Origin of the sequence: Mycobacterium sp. P7213, from assembly GCF_900604305.1 — a bacterium.
Classification (GTDB): Bacteria; Actinomycetota; Actinomycetes; order Mycobacteriales; family Mycobacteriaceae; genus Mycobacterium.
The window spans coordinates 1-18,266 of the sequence record NZ_UWOA01000052.1; the positions used below are offsets into that span (position 1 = coordinate 1).

General features: G+C 67.1%; 15 protein-coding genes and 2 pseudogenes. 9 read left to right on the forward strand and 8 right to left on the reverse strand.

The features are described 5' to 3' along the window. Nucleotides 1-214 (forward strand): annotated as a pseudogene (locus tag EJK91_RS21880) (IS3-like element ISAar46 family transposase); the annotation flags it as partial. 190 nt (nt 215-404) lie between these two features. Beyond that, nucleotides 405-566 (forward strand): hypothetical protein, encoded by a 162-nt coding sequence (locus tag EJK91_RS22175; RefSeq protein WP_206430437.1) that lies wholly within the window; start codon nt 405-407, stop codon nt 564-566. A gap of 6 nt (nt 567-572) precedes the next feature. Here the strand turns inward: EJK91_RS22175 and EJK91_RS17645 are convergent, their stop codons facing one another. The 3 genes from EJK91_RS17645 to EJK91_RS17655 all read right to left on the reverse strand — a co-directional run bounded on the left by EJK91_RS17645 (nt 573) and on the right by EJK91_RS17655 (nt 3,152). Then, complete coding sequence (locus EJK91_RS17645) at nt 573-1,445, reverse strand: TIGR03619 family F420-dependent LLM class oxidoreductase (RefSeq protein ID WP_125079573.1); 873 nt, start codon at nt 1,443-1,445, stop codon at nt 573-575. An 82-nt stretch (nt 1,446-1,527) separates the two neighbouring features. Continuing rightward, nucleotides 1,528-2,253: a DUF4873 domain-containing protein gene (locus EJK91_RS17650; RefSeq protein ID WP_125079574.1), complete on the reverse strand. Its 726-nt coding sequence runs from the start codon at nt 2,251-2,253 to the stop codon at nt 1,528-1,530. After that, nucleotides 2,250-3,152 (reverse strand): AurF N-oxygenase family protein, encoded by a 903-nt coding sequence (locus EJK91_RS17655; RefSeq protein WP_125079575.1) that lies wholly within the window; start codon nt 3,150-3,152, stop codon nt 2,250-2,252. The genes EJK91_RS17650 and EJK91_RS17655 overlap by 4 nt, the downstream gene beginning before the upstream one ends. Nucleotides 3,153-3,360: 208 nt before the next feature. Here EJK91_RS17655 and EJK91_RS17660 point away from each other — a divergent pair, with 208 nt between their 5' ends. From EJK91_RS17660 to EJK91_RS17670, 3 genes are all read left to right on the forward strand, one after another. After that, entirely contained in the window at nt 3,361-6,129 is a 2,769-nt protein-coding gene (locus EJK91_RS17660; protein WP_125079576.1) for a helix-turn-helix transcriptional regulator, read from the forward strand. A 35-nt stretch (nt 6,130-6,164) separates the two neighbouring features. Continuing rightward, nucleotides 6,165-6,455 carry a hypothetical protein gene (locus tag EJK91_RS17665; RefSeq protein WP_024443718.1) on the forward strand — a complete coding sequence of 97 codons (291 nt, stop codon included), beginning with the start codon at nt 6,165-6,167 and terminating at the stop codon, nt 6,453-6,455. A gap of 83 nt (nt 6,456-6,538) precedes the next feature. Next, entirely contained in the window at nt 6,539-6,931 is a 393-nt protein-coding gene (locus EJK91_RS17670) for a phage holin family protein (RefSeq protein ID WP_024443717.1), read from the forward strand. Between the two features lie 36 nt (nt 6,932-6,967). Here EJK91_RS17670 and EJK91_RS17675 read toward each other — a convergent pair whose 3' ends face one another. Beyond that, nucleotides 6,968-9,742 carry a helix-turn-helix transcriptional regulator gene (locus EJK91_RS17675; protein ID WP_164518010.1) on the reverse strand — a complete coding sequence of 925 codons (2,775 nt, stop codon included), beginning with the start codon at nt 9,740-9,742 and terminating at the stop codon, nt 6,968-6,970. 120 nt (nt 9,743-9,862) lie between these two features. On the opposite strand from EJK91_RS17675, the gene EJK91_RS23000 reads away from it, so the two are divergent. The 4 genes and pseudogenes from EJK91_RS23000 (at nt 9,863) to EJK91_RS17690 (ending at nt 13,897) form a co-directional block, all read left to right on the forward strand. Further along, nucleotides 9,863-12,172, forward strand: coding sequence for a cellulase family glycosylhydrolase (locus EJK91_RS23000; RefSeq protein ID WP_277424736.1), 2,310 nt, complete (start codon nt 9,863-9,865; stop codon nt 12,170-12,172). A gap of 63 nt (nt 12,173-12,235) precedes the next feature. Next, a pseudogene (locus tag EJK91_RS22615) lies at nt 12,236-12,478 on the forward strand (DNA-formamidopyrimidine glycosylase family protein); the annotation flags it as partial. A 147-nt stretch (nt 12,479-12,625) separates the two neighbouring features. Next, nucleotides 12,626-13,099 (forward strand): zinc finger domain-containing protein, encoded by a 474-nt coding sequence (locus EJK91_RS22620; RefSeq protein ID WP_231384352.1) that lies wholly within the window; start codon nt 12,626-12,628, stop codon nt 13,097-13,099. A gap of 48 nt (nt 13,100-13,147) precedes the next feature. After that, entirely contained in the window at nt 13,148-13,897 is a 750-nt protein-coding gene (locus EJK91_RS17690) for an SDR family oxidoreductase (protein WP_024443713.1), read from the forward strand. A 16-nt stretch (nt 13,898-13,913) separates the two neighbouring features. Here EJK91_RS17690 and cysW read toward each other — a convergent pair whose 3' ends face one another. The 4 genes from cysW to EJK91_RS17710 form a co-directional block, all read right to left on the reverse strand. Then, nucleotides 13,914-14,744 carry a sulfate ABC transporter permease subunit CysW gene (gene cysW, locus EJK91_RS17695; RefSeq protein WP_241178733.1) on the reverse strand — a complete coding sequence of 277 codons (831 nt, stop codon included), beginning with the start codon at nt 14,742-14,744 and terminating at the stop codon, nt 13,914-13,916. Next, nucleotides 14,741-15,625: a sulfate ABC transporter permease subunit CysT gene (cysT, locus tag EJK91_RS17700; protein WP_125079579.1), complete on the reverse strand. Its 885-nt coding sequence runs from the start codon at nt 15,623-15,625 to the stop codon at nt 14,741-14,743. Before cysT ends, cysW begins: the two co-directional genes overlap by 4 nt. Nucleotides 15,626-16,250: 625 nt before the next feature. Beyond that, the gene (pgi, locus tag EJK91_RS17705) at nt 16,251-17,915 is read right to left on the reverse strand and encodes a glucose-6-phosphate isomerase (protein WP_125079580.1); all 1,665 of its coding nucleotides are present in this window, start codon (nt 17,913-17,915) and stop codon (nt 16,251-16,253) included. Between the two features lie 54 nt (nt 17,916-17,969). Then, the gene (locus EJK91_RS17710) at nt 17,970-18,233 is read right to left on the reverse strand and encodes a chorismate mutase (RefSeq protein ID WP_024443709.1); all 264 of its coding nucleotides are present in this window, start codon (nt 18,231-18,233) and stop codon (nt 17,970-17,972) included. Nucleotides 18,234-18,266 lie beyond the last annotated feature (33 nt).

Here is an 18,266-nt window from a genome sequence, read left to right on the forward strand (position 1 = left end):
GCATCGTCATACCGGGATCGGGCTACACACGCCTGCCGACGTGCACTTCGGGCTGGCCGCCGACAAGGCTGCCGACCGGCGAGCCGTGCTCGCCGACGCCCGTATCCGACACCCGCACCGCTTCGGTACCAACCGTGCGCCGAAGATCCTCGACCTGCCCGACACCGTCTGGATCAACCAGCCAGCCCAGGAGGCCGACACAACAGCCGCCTAACACCTGATGGACTCAAACGCCTTGACAAATTCCGGGGGAGCCCGATCAACATTGCGTCGCGGCGCGAATCCACTGACGCCGGGCGTCGCTCTGCCCGGCCTCAGCTGCGGCGGCGCGAAGCAGGCGGATAACCCGCTGGTGGTCGCCATGGCCGATTCGTGGCTCGACCGGTGAATACTTTTGTGTCTTCATGTGTGATTACCCCCTGCAGGTCACGCAACGAGAACTGCAGTACCTGACCGATGTGGGTGGACGGTCAGCGCACATAGGGGTCAACGCCGGTGGCGGCGAAATTGATCCCGATTCGGCAGGGCAAAACGGTGAGGGTGCGCACCTGGGGGTCAAGACATGACCGGTGTCACCCCGCCTTGGCGATGACGTGCTCGGCGAACCTCTCCAGGTTGCGGATCTTGTTCTCCAGCGGCTCGGTGTCGGGCCCGAGGATGTAGGGCACCCGGAAGCCGACGATGACGTCGGTGACGCCTTTGTCCTCCAGCCGCCTGATGCCATCGAGGGTGAATCCGTCGACCGAGATCACGTGGATCTCGAACGGGTCATCGGCGCGACCCTCTTCCTCGCGGAGCTGCTTGAGCCGGGTGATGAGCCCGTCGAGCTCGGCCGGGTCGCCGCCGCCGTGCATCCAGCCGTCGTGCCGGGCCGCGCGCCGCAGCGCGGCTTCGGCATGGCCGCCGATCAGGATCGGGATCGGCTGCGACGGGGCCGGGGTCATCTTGGTCTTGGGGATGTCATAGAACTCGCCGTGGAACTCGAAGTAGTCGCCGGTGGTCAGGCCCCGGATGATCTCGATGCACTCGTCCATCCGCTTACCGCGCCGGGCGAACGGCACCCCCATCAATTCGTAGTCCTCCGGCCACGGGCTGGTGCCCACGCCCAGTGCCAGCCGGTTGTTGATCATCGCGGCCAGCGAGCCGGCCTGCTTGGCGACCAAGGCCGGCGGGCGGATCGGCAACTTGACCACGAACGGGGTGAAACGCAGCGTGCTGGTGACTGCGCCCAGTGCCGCGATCAAGACGAAGGTCTCGATGAAGGCCTTGCCGTCGAGGAATTCCCGGTTGCCGTCGGGGGTGTAGGGGTATTTCGAGTCAGATTCGAACGGGTAGGCGATGCTGTCGGGGATCGTCATGCTGTGGTACCCAGCGGCCTCGGCGGCCTTGGCGAGCGGAATGTAATAGCTCGGGTCGGTCATCGCTTCGGCGTAAGTGAACCGCACGTCGTCTCCTCGGTCTTTCGGTGGTGGGGCGCTGTTCTCTGCATAGCAGACTGGCCCTGCCCGGCCCGAGTGGGGACTGCGTTCACATCCGCGGCGGCATCGCGACCTCGACATCCGCCAAGGGATACGGCGGATATCCGGCGGCGCCGACCACGGTCAGCGTGCCCCACGGTGTCCGCTCGGCGACGCGCCCTTCGGCGGTGTGCTCGCCGATCCGGATGCTGACCTTCGAGCCGGTGACACTCGCCCCGGGAAGGTCATTGAAAAGCATTCCCTGCCAATGGTATTGGCCATCAACCGGATCGAAATGCCCGGTCAGCCGGACTTGCGTCGGGTAATCCTCGCCGTTGTGGGTGAGAATCGCTGGGCCGTCGTAGGTTTCTGCGTTCTCCAAATCAACGCCACCGCACCCAGTGAGATAGAACCGGGAGATCCCCCGGGTCGGCAGCAGCGGGCGCACCCGCAGCCGTGGCGAGCGAGACTCGATGCGGCTGGCCCCGCTGCGCCGGAGGGCATCGATGAGCCGAGCCACATAGCGGGCCTGCCGGCGGGTGTGCGGGCCCGGTATCTGAAATCGGTTGGGGACGCCATGTCTGGCGACGGCGTCGTCGGTTGAGGCGGCGGTGCCGATCAGCGCGCGGGCACTCAGCTTTTCGCCGTCGGAGGTGGTCACCGTCCAGGTGTCGGTGCCGCTGTCGAATCCGGTGGTCACGTTCGCCGCGTCGACCACCCGAACTCCGTCGATCAACCCGTGCAGGGGCGCCGGGTCGCCGAGCACCACCACGTCGATGACGCCGTTGCGGCTCACAGGAATCCGGCCCGCCGCCACATCCGCCGGGCCAGCCCGCCCATCAGTCCGACTTCGGTGAAGAACGCGGCCAGCGGTGCGAACGACGAGCGGGACGCCGCCTGGAAGTGCGGGTTGGCCCGCGCCACGCGGCGAGCTTCGCGACCGTCCAGCCCGACTCGGTTGTAAATGACCGGCAGCGTGAACAGGTGGCGGTAGAACGGTCCGCCGACGCCCTGCAGGTTGGCCAGCAGTATCCGGCGGTAGCGGGGCATCGCCGGGACCCTGCGCCGCAGACCGTCGCGGGCGTACTGAATGTGGCGGGCTTCCTCGGTGACGTGGATGCGCATCACCCGCCGCACGATCGGCTGCAGGTCGGGATCGTCGAGGATCTGGCGCTGCAGCGAGTCGAAGATCTCCTCGCCGACCAGTGCTGCTCCCCACAGGATGCTGCCGCGGAACAGGAACGGAAGCGCGTTGATGGCGATGCGCTGGTGCAGCCGCGGGCGTACCGGTACGCCGCCGATCCGGTCGATGGTCTTGCCGAACATCAGCATGTGACGGGTCTCGTCGCCTAGTTCGGTCAACGAGTATTGGGTGGTGCGCGCGGTGGGGTTCTTGTGCATTATGTCGCGCAGCAGCGCCTGGTTGAGGATGTTTTCGAACCAGATGCCGGCCGACAGGACGTTGACCAGCTCTTGGCGTGACATCTCGATCTGCTGCTCGCGGGTCATGGACTCCCACAGGCGGGTGCCGTAGAGCGTGCACATCCGTGGCGGCAGGAAGAACCTGTCCTCCTCCAGCGGGGCGTTCCAGTCGATGTCGACGACCGGCGCGTAGGACTTCTTCACCGAGCCCTTCAGTAGCCGCTCGGCAAATTCCTCCCGGGTCGGTTCGCTCGGCCGCACCGCAGTGGTCATCGCGGAATCCCTTCTCGCTCGGACTTCAAAAACTAGGAGCCGCGACCAGACATGTCAATACCGGCGGTACCGGATACCGTCGGTCCGAACTGTGGTACCCGTCACATACGTGGCGGGCGGGAAACACTGCTGAAACAGCGCGGTCAGGTTTGCTGCCGGCGGCTCGCAACTACCTACCGAGCGGGGTGTCGCCTGCCACAATGTGGCCATGCGACTGGGTCTGGCGGACCGAAAGGCTGAGATGTCAGCCGTCTGCGCTTTCCTGGAAGCGGCCCTGACCGAACCCGCCACGCTGCTGCTCGAAGGCGAAGCTGGCATCGGAAAGTCCACACTCCTATGGGGGGCGGCCGCCGCGGCGGTCGAGCGGGGCTTCCAGGTGCTCTCGGCGGCGGGCGCTCCGACCGAGGTCCGCTATGCCTACGCCGCGGTGGCTGACCTGCTCGGTGGTGTCGAGGCCGAGGTGCTGGCGCAGCTGCCCGACGGACAGCGCGCGGCAGTGGACCGGATTCTGCTCGGCGGCGATGACGGGCCGGCGAGCGACGAGCGGATGGTCGCCACCGCCTTTCTGGCGGTGCTCCGCAAGCTGAGTTCGAAGACCCCGGTGTTGCTGTGCATCGACGACGTTCAGTGGCTGGACATGTCGAGCCAGATGGTGATCGGGTTCGCCGAACGACGGCTCACCGGGCGGGTCGGTCTGTTGTTGGCCCTGCGAACCGGCGAGACAGACGTCGCCGACTTGAGTTGGCTTAGCCCTGCTCTTCCCGGGTCGATCGAGCGCGTACGGATCACCCCGTTGACGTTGGGCGGAGTGCACGCGCTGATATCGGCACGCCTGCGGCGTACCTTACCCCGCCCCACCGTCACCCGGATTCACCAAACGTCCGGTGGGAACCCATTTTTCGCCCTCGAGTTGGCGCGGTTCATCGTCGAGGACCCCGACAGAGCCGCGATCGGCCTGCCCGACAGCCTGGCGACGCTGGTGCACGAGCACATCGGGCAGGTTGATGCGGAAGTCGGCGCGGTGTTGCTGGCCGCGGCCTGCTCCGTACCGCCGACCGTGGAGCGGGTGAGCCTGGCCACCGGCATCAGCCCCGAGCGCGTAGTCGAGGTGGCCGAATCCGCACCGGCGAGCGGGGTCGTCGGAATCGACGGCAGCCGGATCCGGTTCCGTCATCCGTTGTTCGCCACCGGCGTCTACAGCGCCGCCGGCCCGTCGGAGCGCCGGGCCATGCACCGCCGGCTCAGCAATATCGTCACCGAACCCGAGGTCAAGGCCCGGCACCTGGCGCTGGCGGCCACCACCGCCGACCCCGAAGTGCTGCAGGCGCTGGACGGAGCGGCCGCCGCTACTCGGGCTCGAGGCGCCCCCGCGGTGGCCGCCGAGTTGATCGAGCTGGCGATCAAACTCGGCGATGACAACCCGGTCCGTCGAATTCAGGCCGCAGAGCAGCATTTCCGATCCGGCGAGGTGGCCCTGGCGCGTTCGCATCTGCAGTGCATTCTCGATGATCTGCCGTCCGGGAACCCGCTGCGATGCATGGCGCTGATGCTCCTTGCCGCTGTCACCGGCTATGTCGAAAGTCTGGTGACGGCCGCCGAGCTGCTCACCAAGGCCGTAGCTGAAGCCGCCGATCATCCCGTTCTGCAGCTGCGGGCAAGGCTGCTGCTCGTGCCGGTGGCGGGGCTGATCGGGGACATGAAGAGATCGGTCGAACTGGCGAACACCGCTGTGGAACAGGCGGAAGACTTGGATATCGCGCCGCTTCGCAGCCAAGCCCTGACGATTGCTGCGCATGTGCGTCTCCTGTACGGGCTGGGCGTGGACCGCAAGGCCTTGCGCTGGGCCGCGGAGATCGAAGACCACAGCAGTGGCGCCGCGGCCACCTTCCGGGCCAGTGCAGCCCTGCCCGTCATGGCTGCCGTGGCCGGGGAGGTGCAGGTGGGGCGCGACCAGATGCGCGCCATTCACCAGCGTTTTCTAGCCCACGGGACGGAGGTCGACACGCTGTGGGCGGCCAATTACGTCGCCAGGTTCGACTTGTGGCTGGGAAATCTGACAGCCGCAGCGGATCTCGCCGAAGACAGCGTCCAGCGAGCTGAACAGATGGGCGGAACGCACCTGCTCGTCCATGCCTGGTGCACGCAAGCGGAGATCGCGGCATTGCGTGGCGACGAAGACGCGGCACGGAGCATCGCGACGACGGCGATTGAGGCGGCCTCGGATACCGGGGCCGCGTTTCTGGTGGCATCGGCGACGGCGGCACTGGGATTTCTGGAGGTGTCGCGGGGCGACTACGCGGCTGCGGTCGCGACACTGGAGCCGTTGCTCTGCGGATTCGATCCCGATCACGACACCGAGATCGTCGTCGGCGCATACCTGCCCGACGCGGTAGAGGCTCTCACCGCGCTGGGACGTCTCGACGAGGCCGAACCGCTGATAGTGGCGCTGGAGACCAACGGAGCGCGGCTTGATCGGCCCTGGATGTTGGCGGTTGGCGCCCGCGGGCGCAGCCACTGGCTGGCTGCGCGGGGAGAGCTCGAAGCCGCAGAGCGGACGGCCATCGAGGCGCTGCTGCACCATGGGCGGCTGCCGATGCCGTTCGAGACGGCGCGCACGCAGTTGTTGCTGGGTCAGGTGCAGCGCCGTCGTCGGCGCAAACAGGATGCTCAGGCGAGCTTGACTACGGCGCTGGCCACCTTCGAGAGGGTGGGGGCTCCGCTGTGGGCCCGCCGTGCCCGTGCCGAGCTGGACCGGATGGCCGCGGCAGGCCTGGGGTCGGGACTTACCACCGCCGAGCGGCGAGTCGCCGAACACGCGGCAGCGGGCTTGTCCAACAAACAGATCGCCGCGGAGTTGTTCATCGCCCCCAAAACCGTCGAGATGACGCTGAGCGCCGTGTACCGCAAGTTGGGCATCCGCTCCCGTGCCGGGCTGTTTGCTGCGCTCAATTCAGGAGGAGTCCAGGGAAAACCCTGATTCGCTGCGGGGTCGGGTTGGCTAGCGTCGGGCGCATGGGCGACATCGAAGCGGCGCGTCAGTGTTTCTTGGTGGAGTGGTATCAACCGGACCTGGGCGAATCAACCGTCGACGCTGTGATCGACCGGCTGGCATCCGCCGCGGTCGCCGTGCGCGGGAGGCTGGTGGTTGCCTTGAGCTCGCCCAGCGACGAGACCTTGTTCGGGGTGGTCGCCGCCGACTCCTCTGACGCGGTGCTGACGGCTTGTCGTCAGGCCGGGTGGCACGCCGACCGGATCACGGCGGGGGTGCGGGCCCGCGCCGAGGCTGCCGGGAGCTGGCTTTAGTCGGGTCTGGGCGTCCCGGGCTCCAACCCGACGCAATTGAGAAAGCCAGGTTCTCAACGTTTGCCCCGTGGCAAGATCTGCGCATGGGACCCTTCCTGCTCCGCGCTGCGCTGACCGGACTCGCCTTGTGGATCGTCACTCAGATCGTTTCGGGGATCGAGATCGTCGGCGGCGACACCACGCTGCAACGGGTGGGCATCATCTTCGTCATCGCCTTGATCTTCGGTCTGGTGAACGCCTTCATCAAACCGGTGGTGCAACTGCTGTCGATACCGCTGTACATCGTCACCCTGGGGCTGTTCCACATCGTGGTCAATGCGCTGATGCTGTGGATCACCGCGTGGATCACCGACAAGACGGCCAAACACTGGGGCCTCTACATCGCCGATTTCTGGTGGGACGCGATCTGGGCGGCGATCGTTTTGTCGCTGGTGGGCTGGGTGTTGTCGCTAGTCGCCGGACGCATCGCCAGATAGGTTGACCGGCCGGCCGCGGGTGACTACGGCAGGCGATCAGTTCTCGTCCGTGGCTTGGGCGCCGGCCAATGCCGCGGACAATCCAGCGCGCGAGCGGATGCCCAGTTTGCGGTAGACGCGGCTCAGATTCATTTCGACGGTCTTGGCCGAGATGTAGAGCTGCGCCGCGATCTGCTTATTGGACATGCCATCCGCGGCCAGGGTTGCCACCCGGTGCTCTGCGGCGGTCAAAGTCGCGGTGGCACCCTGGGACTGATCGACACGGCCCAGTTCGGCATGTGCTCGCGCTGCCCACAGTGGCGCGCCGAGCTGCTGAAAAATCTGCAGCGCCGCGCGCAGGCTCGCCGTTGCACTCGAGTGGCGTCGTCGGCGGCGCTGCACTGTGGCGAGCAGTAACTGGGTGCGGGCCTGTTCGAAGGGCATCGGCAGCCGCGCATGGTGTGTCACCGCCCGATCGAGGGCCGCGAGCGCGGCAGGCAACTCGCCGCGAGCCGCCAGCACATGGGCCCGGCCGCGTGCCGCCACCGCCAGCGTCCACGGCCAATCATGGATGGTGCCGTGTTGCTCCAGCGTGTCGACCAGATGCTCGGCGTCGTCGATGTGACCCAGCGCGGTCAGCGTTTCGATGGCGTCGGGAAGATATCCGCCGCCTTGGACATCGCAGCTGGGGGCGGTGCGGAATCCGTCGAGGAGGGGCTGTAGCACCGCCAGCGCCGCCGGATAGTTCTCTAGCGAGACCTCGAGGAACCCCAGGATCAGGCTGGGTTCTTTGGTCAACAGTGGTGCCCCGATGCGATCGGCGGTCTCGATCGAGGCCGCGACCGCATTGCGTGCTTCGGTTTCGCGGCCGGTGTATGCCGCGACCGCAGCCTGGACCGTCCAGGCGGTGACCAGCGCCAGCCGGCCATCCATCTGCTCGGCGCGCTCGACCGCCTCGCGTGCCGCAGCATCTGCCTCCTGATATCGGCCCGCCCACAGCGTGATCATGGAAATCCGAACGGCCGCCCAGAGAATGTCCACCTCGGTGCCGCCCTCGCGCAACTGTTGCTGTAGTGCGCGCATGCGTGTCAGCGCGCTCTCGAGGTCGCCGCGGTAGGCCGGCATCATTGCCGCGGCGCCGCTGGCCCGAAACCAGGTGGACGCGCCGCCGTGCGGGTCCTCCAGCTCCAGTGCCAGCTGCAGGGCGTCGCGATCTTCGCCGAGCCCGCGTGCGAATTTGGCGAAAACCATGATCGACAACGCCTGGCTCCGCAGGTTCGGCACGCCAAGTTGATTCGCGAGTTCGACGGCCTCGTCGGCGCGTGCGACCGCATCGTCGAGCCGGCCGAGCATGGCCAGCGGCAGGACCAAGCGCAGCAGGCACAGCAGCCGCAGTGCGGCGTTGTCGCCGGCCTCATCGGCCGCCGCGGCCATCGATTCCGCGGAACCCACCGTGTCGTCGTCGTATCCCAGCACCGCGCCCAACCACAGCAGTGCCATCGACCGCAGTGCTCCTGAAGGTACGTCTTTCAAGGCGGTCTGCAGATGCCGACGTGCGGCAACCAGTGATCCGGCGCGGAACTGCAGCTCTCCGGCGCGGACCCGTCGCTGCGGGGTGTCACCGCCCAAGTTGATCGCCAGCTCGATCAATTCGGCGGCCACCGCCGGTGCGCCTCGCGCGGACGTGGATTCGGCGGCCGCGTCGAGCGTCGACAAGGTCAGCTGATCACCGCTGCTCGCGGACAGGGCCAGATGGCGTGCCTTGATCTCGGGCTGATCGATGACATCGGCGAGCCGGCGATGCATGGCCCGCCGCCGCGCAGGTGTGGCGCCGGTGTAGACCCCGGTGGCGAACAGCGGATGGGTGAACCGCACCCTGTTCCCGTCGAGGCCGACGATCGCGCGGCTTGCCGCCGAGTCCAGCAACTCGACAACACGAGCTGTGGTCAAGGCGGTGCCTTGGGCGATCAATTCGACGGTCGGCGCCGCCGTGGACGCCGCTGCCAGCAATACCGTGGACTCCTCGTCGCCGGCGTCCCCGATTCGGCCGCGCACCAGCGCCGACAACGTGTCCGGCAGATCGACGATGGCATCGGATTCGCCGGCCGCCGTGCGCGCCGCGAGTTCGAGTGCGAAGAACGGGTTACCGCCGGAGATGTCGTGGATGCGGGTGATCGTCGGGCGTGGCAGCGTGTGCCCCAGCCGCGCGGCGATCAGGGCATGCAAGCCGCCCAGCGGCAGCGGCCGGATGCGCAGCCGGGTAAGCGCCTCCGGCCGGCGGAACTGCAGCCGCGACTGGATGTCGAGCGAGTCCGGATCCCCGAGGCGGACGGTGGCCAGCATTCGGGCTCGTCCGCTGAGTCGGCGGGCGGCGTAGCTGATCACCGCCTTGCTCGAGCGATCCAGCCATTGCGCATCATCGATGGCCAGCAAAACCGGCGCCTGGGCGCTGAGGTGCTGGATCACCGTCAAGAAGGCCGTTCCGACCACGCGTTCGTCGGTAACCGGTCCGGCGGCCACATCACCCAGCTGCGCGCGCTCCAGGGCCAGGCGGTGCATGTCGGGCAACTGAGCCAACGCTGCCTCATCGACCCCGCTCAACAGGTCCGCCACCGCCGAATAGGCATAGCTGACCTCGGCCGGCGAACCGCGTGCTGACAACGCCCGAAACCCCCGACTCAAGGCTTGGTCGGTGGCGCCGACCAGCAAGGACGTCTTTCCGATGCCCGGCTCGCCCTCCAACAGCAACCCCGCTGGGCCGTCCCCGACCTGGGCAAGGAAGTCCGATATCGCGCGGACTTCGGATTCCCTCCCCGCCAACGCTTCCGACACGATCAACATGGTCGCAACGAACGGCGGCGAGCGGAACGGGTTGACAGGGAATGCGACCGGTGGAACGTTGCTCCTTAGCTGAATCTCATGCTGTTTTCAGTGGGTGGGGGGCCGTCCGAGATGAGTCGTGTAGGCGTGACCGCGGCGATCGCGGCGTTGCTGAATCTGCCCACGCTGCCGCTGGCGGCGGCCCCGGTGGCGCGTGCCGACGTCGTCGACGAGGTGCTCGATCAGGTGCTGGCGCCGTTCGTGGACGCGGCAACCGGGGGTCTTGATTGGGAGGCGTTGGCGACGCCAGCGGCCTGGGACACCTTCTTCGACTCCGCACACTGGGAGGCGGCTTTCGCCGGCCTGAGCTGGCCGGGCGGCGCCGACACTTCGGTATTCGATGCGACAGCCTGGTTCGACCAGAACATCTACACCCCACTGCACACCGGAATCGAGAATTGGATTCACAGCGCGACGCTCACGCCGCTGATTGACGGGCTGAACCAGCTCAGTGAGGCGGTCGGTCTAGGGCCCATGGTGGCCAACGGGGCCGCCGGCACCGCGCAGCACGTCGACGGCGCTGCGGGCGGCTGGCTGTTCGGTGACGGCGGGGCCGGTTATGACAGCACCACCGACCAGGTCGCCGGCGGCGCGGGCGGAGCGGCGGGACTGCTCGGCAACGGAGGTATCGGCGGTGCCGGCGGCGCGGGGGCAGCCGGGGGCGTCGGCGGATCGGGCGGCGTGTTGCTCGGCGTCGGTGGTGCCGGCGGCACCGGGGGCGATGCGTCGGGCGCAACAGGTGGTGTCGGCGGGGCCGGCGGCAACGCGGCCGGGCTGCTGTTCGGGATCGGCGGTGCGGGCGGTGCCGGCGGCAGCGGGGCTGATGGCGCTCACGGCGGCGATGGCGGCGACGGCATCGGACTACTGGGCAGCGGCGGTCACGGCGGCGACGGCGGCGACAGCGGAATCGGCGGGCCTGCCACGGGCTTGCCGGCGCTGGGCGGTGCGGGCGGCAACGGCAGCGCGCTCGGCACCCACGGCGCGGTCGGCCACTACGGCACCGATCCCACCCGGAGCCCGGTGGGCCCGGCGGCTCTGGCCAGCACAGGCGGCTGGATCACCAACGCTGACGGGCAGGTCGTCATCCTGCACGGCCTCAACGAGGTGTACAAGCTTGCGCCGTATGAACCCTCGGCGATCGGGTTCGGTGACGACGACGCGGCCTTCCTCGCCGACAACGGGTTCAATGTGGTTCGCCTGGGCGTCATCTGGGCTGGGGTGGAGCCACAACCCGGCGTTTTCGACGACGCCTACCTCGCGTCGATCGCCCAGACCGTGCAGATCCTGCACAACCACGGCATCACCGGCATCCTCGACCTGCACCAGGACGACTACGGCGCCAAGTTCGCCGGCGAAGGAGCCCCCGACTGGGCGGCGCAGGACGGCGGTGTGCCCAACCTCGACTTCGGCTTCCTGCTCAACGGACTGCTCAATCCCGCGAGCAACCACGCCTGGGATGAGTTCTGGTCCAACTCGCAGGCGCCCGATCAGGTCGGGCTGCAGAACCATTACGCGCTGATGTGGGAGCACGTGGCCGACTACTTCAAGGGCAATCCCGGGGTGGCCGGCTACGGGATCATGAACGAACCGGCCGCGGGTTCCCAGACCCTGGCGAGCCTGTTCAGCTCGCACTTCGGCACCCAGGAGCTGACCCCGTTCTACAACCAGGTGGACGCCGCGATCCGGGCCGTCGACCCGCACACCCCGGTGTTCTTCGAGCCCGCGGTCATCAACGGCTTGGCGTTCCCGATCAGCCTGGGCACGGTCGACGACCCCAACACCGTCTTCTCGTTTCACAACTACCTCGGCTACGTCGGGCCGCTGACCGACATACCCGTGCACAACGCCATGGCATACGCGAACGCCCACGGCATCCCGTCGTTCATGAGCGAATTCGGCTCCGGCGGCAGCCTCGACACCATCAGCGCCACCATGCGGGCCGCCGACAAGAATTTCATCGGGTGGACCGAGTGGGAGTACAGCGACCGGGGTGACATCACCACCACCGGGGGTGGCCATGGGTGGCTGGTCCACGACCCCGCGGTGGCGCCGACCGGGGACAACGTGGACGCCGCGAAGTTGGGCCTGTTGGCCGAGCCCTATCCCCAGGTGGTTTCCGGAACCCCGACAAACTGGTCAATGGTCGACGGCGCCCTGCACTTCAGCTATTCCACCGCGATGGCGAATGGGTCGGGCAGCTTTGCCGACGGCTCCATCACCACTATTTCGGTGCCGGCGCTCGCCTACCCCGGCGGCTACGACGTCGTCGTCAGCGGTGGGCACGTCGTCTCGGCAGCCAATGCCGCTGAACTGGCCGTCGCCTCGGACTCCGGCGCCGTCACGGTCTCGGTCGTGGTGAGCCCCGCCGCGGCGACGGGATAGCCTCCCGCTACCACGCGCCGAAGAGTCGGGCGCGCCGCCGGGGAAACGGGCAGACTCGGGGGCATGCCGGAGCTGCCCGAGGTCGAAGCACTCGCCGATCACCTGCGGCGGCACGCCGTCGATTGCGCCATCGGCCGGATCGATGTGGCGGCGCTGTCGGTGCTCAAAACCTTCGACCCGCCGCCGACGGCGTTGCACGGTCAGCAGGTGACCGGCGCGCACCGCTGGGGCAAGTATCTGGGATTGCAGGCCGGTGAGCTGTTCTTGATCGCCCACCTGTCCAGGGCGGGTTGGCTGCGCTGGTCGGATCAGCTGGCGGCGGCGCCGCTGCGACCGGGTAAGGGACCGATTGCGCTGCGGGTGCACCTGGGCGTCCCGGGGCAGGCCCCCGGCTTCGATCTGACCGAAGCCGGCACCCAGAAGAGGCTGGCGGTCTGGTTGGTCGACGACCCGCTGAAGGTGCCGGGTATCGCCACACTGGGGCCGGACGCGCTGGCGGTCAACGCCGAGGAGCTGGCTGGATTGCTGGCCGGCAATACCGGTCGCATCAAAACCGTCCTGACCGACCAGAAGGTGATCGCCGGAATCGGCAACGCCTACAGCGACGAGATCCTGCACACCGCCCGGCTGTCGCCATTCGCCACCGCCGGCAAGCTGTCGGCAGACCAACTGAGCGCGTTGCACGAGGCCATGCACACCGTGCTGGCCGACGCCGTCACCCGCTCGGTCGGCCAACAGGCCGCCACCTTGAAGGGGGAGAAACGTTCCGGTCTGCGGGTTCATGCCCGAACCGGGCTGCCGTGCCCGGTATGCGCCGACACGGTTCGGGAAATTTCTTTCGCCGATAAGTCATTTCAGTACTGCCCGACCTGCCAGACCGGTGGAAAGGTGCTGGCCGATCGGCGGATGTCGCGACTGCTCAAGTAATTCTTCGACGTGACTTCGGCAGGCTGCCAGCGCCGTTAAGCTGCCCTGGTGACCCGTCAGAGAATCCTCATCACCGGTGCCAGTTCAGGACTGGGCGCCGGCATGGCCCGCGTTTTCGCTGCGCAGGGACGTGACCTGGCCCTGTGCGCCCGCCGGACCGACCGGCTTGATGAACTGAAAGCCGAACTGACAGACAAGTTTCCAGGAATCAATGTAGCGGTGGCCGCGCTGGATGTAAATGACCACGACGAAATACCCAAGGTGTTCAACCATTTCGCCGCCGAGTTGGGTGGAATAGACCGGGTCATCGTCAATGCCGGCGTCGGCAAGGGCGCACCGCTCGGATCCGGCAAGCTGTGGGCCAACAAGGCCACCGTTGAAACGAACCTGGTGGCTGCACTGGTGCAGATAGAGACCGCGCTGGAGATATTCAAGGCTGCCGGCAGCGGCCACCTGGTGCTGATCTCATCGGTGTTGGGCAACAAAGGTGTTCCGGGCGTGAAGGCCGCATACGCCGCCAGCAAAGCCGGGGTGTCGTCGCTGGGGGAGTCGCTGCGTGCGGAGTACTCGCGCGGACCGATCAAGGTGACCGTGCTGGAACCGGGCTACATCGAATCGGAGATGACCGCGAAATCGGCGTCCACCCTGTTGATGGTGGACAACGAATCGGGGGTCAAGGCCATGGTGCGTGCGATCGAACGCGAAACCGGCCGGGCCGTGGTCCCGTCCTGGCCGTGGGCCCCGCTGGTCTGGCTGTTGCGCCGCATGCCGCCGCGGTACACCAAGCGCTTCGCGTGATCGGTTCCCGCTCGCCTCAGCGGGCCATCCACTGCATGGCTTTGGCTCGCCGGCGGTAGATCAGCAGCACCGCCTTGGCGATCAGGAACGCAACGGCCACCCCCATCAGAAGCGTGGACACGGCGTAGGCGCCGTACTCGGCCCCGCGGTGGTAGCGATCGTTGACCAACAGAGTCAGGGTCTGGGAGTGACCCGGCAGATTCGATGACACCATGATGACCGCGCCGAACTCGCCGAGTGTGCGCGCCGTGGTCAACACCACGCCGTAGGTCAGTCCCCACCGGATCGATGGCAGCGTGACCCGCCAAAGCGTTTGCCACGCATTGGAACCGAGAGTCGCCGCGGCCTGCTCCTGTTCGATTCCGATCTCCACGAGCACCGGCTGAACCTCGCGCACCACGAACGGCAGCGTGACGAAGATGCTGGCCAGCACCATCCCGGGCAGCCCGAAGATGATCTTGAACCCCAGGTGGTTCTCGACGAAGCCCAGCGCCCCCGACGATCCCCACAGTGCGATCAGGGCGACCCCGACGATGATGGGAGAGACCGCAAACGGCAGGTCCAGGATCGCCTGAAGGGTTGATCGGCCGCGGAATTTGTTGCGTACCAGCAGGATCGATGTCGAAACGCCGAACAAGGCATTCAGCGGAACCACGATGATCACCAATAGCAGCGACAGTTTCAGCGCCGAGATCGCCGCGGGGGTGCTGATCCAGGCCCAAAACTGGGCTAACCCGTGCTCAAACGTTCGGTACAGAATCACCGACACCGGAGCGATCAGCATGACACCGATATAGGTCAAGACGGTGAAGCGCAGAACGTGATGCTTCTCCAAGCGGGCCGTCACTCGGCGTCCTCCTCGCGCTTGGCCGCCCGCCCACCCACGGTCCGCAGCAGCACCAGCACGGCGAACGAGATCGCCAACAACACGATCGAAATCGCCGCCGCGCTGGTGTGGTCATCGTTCTCGATCAGCGAGCGAATCCACTGCGACGACACCTCGGTCTTGCCCGGCACGGCGCCGCCGATCGTCACGACCGAGCCGAACTCGGCTACGCACCGCGAAAACGCAAGTCCGGCACCGGTCAACAACGCCGGTTGCAGGGACGGCAGCACCACCGTCTTGAAGGTGACCAGGCGCGTCGCGCCGAGGGCCGCGGCCGCCTCCTCGACATCGCGGTCGATCTCCATCAGCACCGGCTGGACGGCACGGACCACCAGTGGCAACGTGACGAAGGCCAGTGCCATCGCGACGCCGGGTGGGGTGTGCTGCAGGTGAATGCCGATCGGACTGGAGTTGCCGTAGAGGGCGAGCATCACCAAGCTGGTGACGATTGTCGGCAGTGCAAAAGGCAGATCGATCAGCGCATCGATGACTCCTTTTCCGACGAAGTCGTCGCGCACCAACACCCAGGCGGTCGCCAAGCCGAACACCACATCGAGCACGGTGACCAGGACCGAAATGGTCAATGTCACGCGGAATGATTCGAGCGCCGCGTGCGAGGTGACGGCCAGCCGGAAGCCGTTCCAGCCTCTACCGCCGGCTTGCCACGCGATGGCGACCAACGGCAGCAGCACGATCAACGACAACCACAGCGTCGTCACGCCGATGCGCAGCGGGGTGACGACGGACCGGTTCGGAGCGGCAGGCAGCGCAGCGGCGGTGTCCACCACGTCCGTGTCGGGGTCGACGCGTGGCGCCGGGTCGAGAGGAGTTGTGACTGTCATCGGCTGGATCCGAAAGAAGAGTGCATGCTGGCCTTCCAATGCCCGAGATGTTCGGCACCGGTCACCGAAAGTGACTACCGAGAATTAGCAAGTGGCAGGGGAGTCAGCGACAACAGTGTGCAAAGCCCGCCAAGCCGCTCCCGAGGGCTCCGCGGCGGCCGAACGCCATTGCGGCGCTCTGCCCAACCCGGCGTGGCATCTGCATGGCGCGTAGCTTAAGGAAACCTGGGTGCCGAAATCTTTGTCGTGCCGCGATAGGTTTTTCCCGGCCGGAGTTCACCCGGCGGCCACCGACTGTGCTGTCGGGTCGCCTCTGCAAAGCGGCGGTAGCGCCTGCCGCTCCGCGACTGGGCAGACGTGCACTCAGCCCCGCAGCGCTGGCGGTCCGTCGTCGCCCGTCCTGAAGCAGGAGGCAAAACCCATTGTCAACAGCGATAATTCGGCCCGGAGCAGGCTTCGGTCAGGGCCAGATGCGCTCTGCTGCTGGCCGCCGTCATACGCACCGGAGCGCTGTGGGCGATGCCGCCGCGGCACGCTCCTGGCACGGGACGATCCCTGCGCACAGTGCATGGCGGGCGGCGGCCGCCGAAAAAAGTCAGGGTGAGGGAAATGCCGAAGGCCGGGTCTAGGTCGCCCGGCCCCGCTCCGATCGGTAGCGGCGCACCAGCGCATCGGTGGAACTGTCGGTCTGGGACGGTGGAGCAGCGTCGTCGGTGAGCACCGGCAGCAGCGCCTTGGCCTGAGTCTTGCCCAGCTCCACTCCCCACTGGTCGAAGGAGTCGATGCCCCACACCACACCCTCGGTGAACACCTGGTGTTCGTAGAGGGCGATCAGCTGGCCCAGCACCGACGGTGTCAGCTGGGTAGCCAAGATCGAGGTCGTCGGGCGATTTCCGGGCATGACCTTGTGCGGCACGACATCTGCGGGAGTGCCTTCGGCGGCGATCTCCTCGGCGCTCTTGCCGAACGCCAGCACCTGGGTCTGGGCGAAGAAGTTGCTCATCAACAGGTCGTGCATGCTGCCGGTGCCGTCTGCGGTGGGCAGGTCATCGACGGGTTGGGAGAAGCCCAGGAAGTCGGCCGGGATCAGCCGGGTGCCCTGGTGCAGCAGTTGGTAGAACGCGTGCTGGCCATTGGTTCCCGGCTCGCCCCAATAGATTTCGCCGGTATCGGTGCTGACCGGTGTGCCGTCGGCGCGGGCTGACTTGCCGTTGGATTCCATGGTGAGCTGCTGCAGGTAGGCGGCGAAGCGATTCAGATCGTTGGAGTAGGGCAGCACCGCGCGGGACTGCGCGCCGAAGAAGTTGGAGTACCACACCCCGATCAGGCCCAGCAGGGCCGGCGCATTGGATTCCAAAGGCGCGGTGCGGAAGTGCTCGTCGACGATATGGAAACCGGACAGGAACTCCGCGAAGCGCTCCCGGCCGATAACCGCCATCACCGACAGGCCGATCGCCGAGTCCACCGAGTAGCGACCGCCGACCCAGTCCCAGAACCCGAACATGTTCGCGGTGTCAATGCCGAACTCCTCGACCAGCACCGCGTTGGTGGAGACCGCAACGAAATGCTTGGACACCGCCGCGTCGCCCAGGGCATCGGTGAGCCAGCGGCGGGCCGCAGTCGCGTTGGTCAACGTCTCCAGGGTCGAGAACGTCTTGGAGGCGACGACGAACAGTGTGGTGGCCGGATCCAGGCCGGCCAGTTTCGCGGTCAGGTCGGCCGGGTCGACGTTGGAGACGAACCGTGCCGAGACGCCGCCGTCGGCGTAGTGGCGCAACGCCCGGTCCACCATCACCGGACCCAGATCCGAGCCGCCGATACCGATATTGACCACGGTCTCGATCCGCTTGCCCGTGGCACCGGTCCATTCGCCGCCGCGCAACCGGTCGGTGAAATCGCCCATCGCGTCGAGCACGGCGTGCACGTCGGCCACGACATCCTGGCCGTCGACGTGTAGATCGGCGGTGCGCGGCAGCCGCAGCGCGGTGTGCAGCACCGCCCGGTCCTCGGACGTGTTGATGTGCACCCCGGCGAACATCGCGTCGCGCCGGTCCTCCAGGCCGGCCGTCCTGGCTAGGTCGACCAGCAGGCGCACGGTCTCGGAGGTGATCCGGTGCTTGCTGTAGTCGATGTAGAGATCACCGACGGTGACGGTGAACCGTGTGCCGCGGCCGGGATCGTCGGCGAAGAACTCACGTAGGTGGGTGTCGCCGATCTGCTGCTGATGCTTGCGCAACGCGTTCCAGGCCGGCGTGGTGGAGATGTCCGTGCTCTGGGGAACGGGGCTCATACTCCGACATTAGCGGCGGGTCGCCGTCGCCGGTGCGGCGCCGGGCGCGGCGCTTTAGTGGCCGAGCCGGCCGCGGCCGAGCCGCAGCAACAGCATCGCCAGGTCCTTGCCGTCCTGGCCGAGCTCGCTGTAGCGCTCGAGCACCTTCATCTCGCGGCTGTGCACCAGGCGGGTGCCGCCGGACGCCATCCGGGCCTTACCGATCTCCTGCGAGATCTCGGTGCGGCGCTTCACCGCGGCCAGGATCTCGGCGTCGAGCCGGTCGATCTCATGGCGCAGCTCGTCAATGTCGGGCAGCTGTTGGGGTTGGGCAGACATGATCAAAACTCCAGGTTCTCGCTGTTGGTGGTT

Coding starts and splice junctions, on each gene's coding strand:
- EJK91_RS23000 (WP_277424736.1), top strand. CDS start 9,863: ATGAGTCGTGTAGGCGTGACCGCGGCGATCGCGGCGTTGCTGAATCTG.
- EJK91_RS17655 (WP_125079575.1), bottom strand. CDS start 3,152: ATGACCACTGCGGTGCGGCCGAGCGAACCGACCCGGGAGGAATTTGCC.
- pgi (WP_125079580.1), bottom strand. CDS start 17,915: ATGAGCCCCGTTCCCCAGAGCACGGACATCTCCACCACGCCGGCCTGG.
- EJK91_RS17670 (WP_024443717.1), top strand. CDS start 6,539: ATGGGACCCTTCCTGCTCCGCGCTGCGCTGACCGGACTCGCCTTGTGG.
- cysT (WP_125079579.1), bottom strand. CDS start 15,625: ATGACAGTCACAACTCCTCTCGACCCGGCGCCACGCGTCGACCCCGAC.
- EJK91_RS22175 (WP_206430437.1), top strand. CDS start 405: ATGTGTGATTACCCCCTGCAGGTCACGCAACGAGAACTGCAGTACCTG.
- EJK91_RS17660 (WP_125079576.1), top strand. CDS start 3,361: ATGCGACTGGGTCTGGCGGACCGAAAGGCTGAGATGTCAGCCGTCTGC.
- EJK91_RS17665 (WP_024443718.1), top strand. CDS start 6,165: ATGGGCGACATCGAAGCGGCGCGTCAGTGTTTCTTGGTGGAGTGGTAT.
- EJK91_RS17710 (WP_024443709.1), bottom strand. CDS start 18,233: ATGTCTGCCCAACCCCAACAGCTGCCCGACATTGACGAGCTGCGCCAT.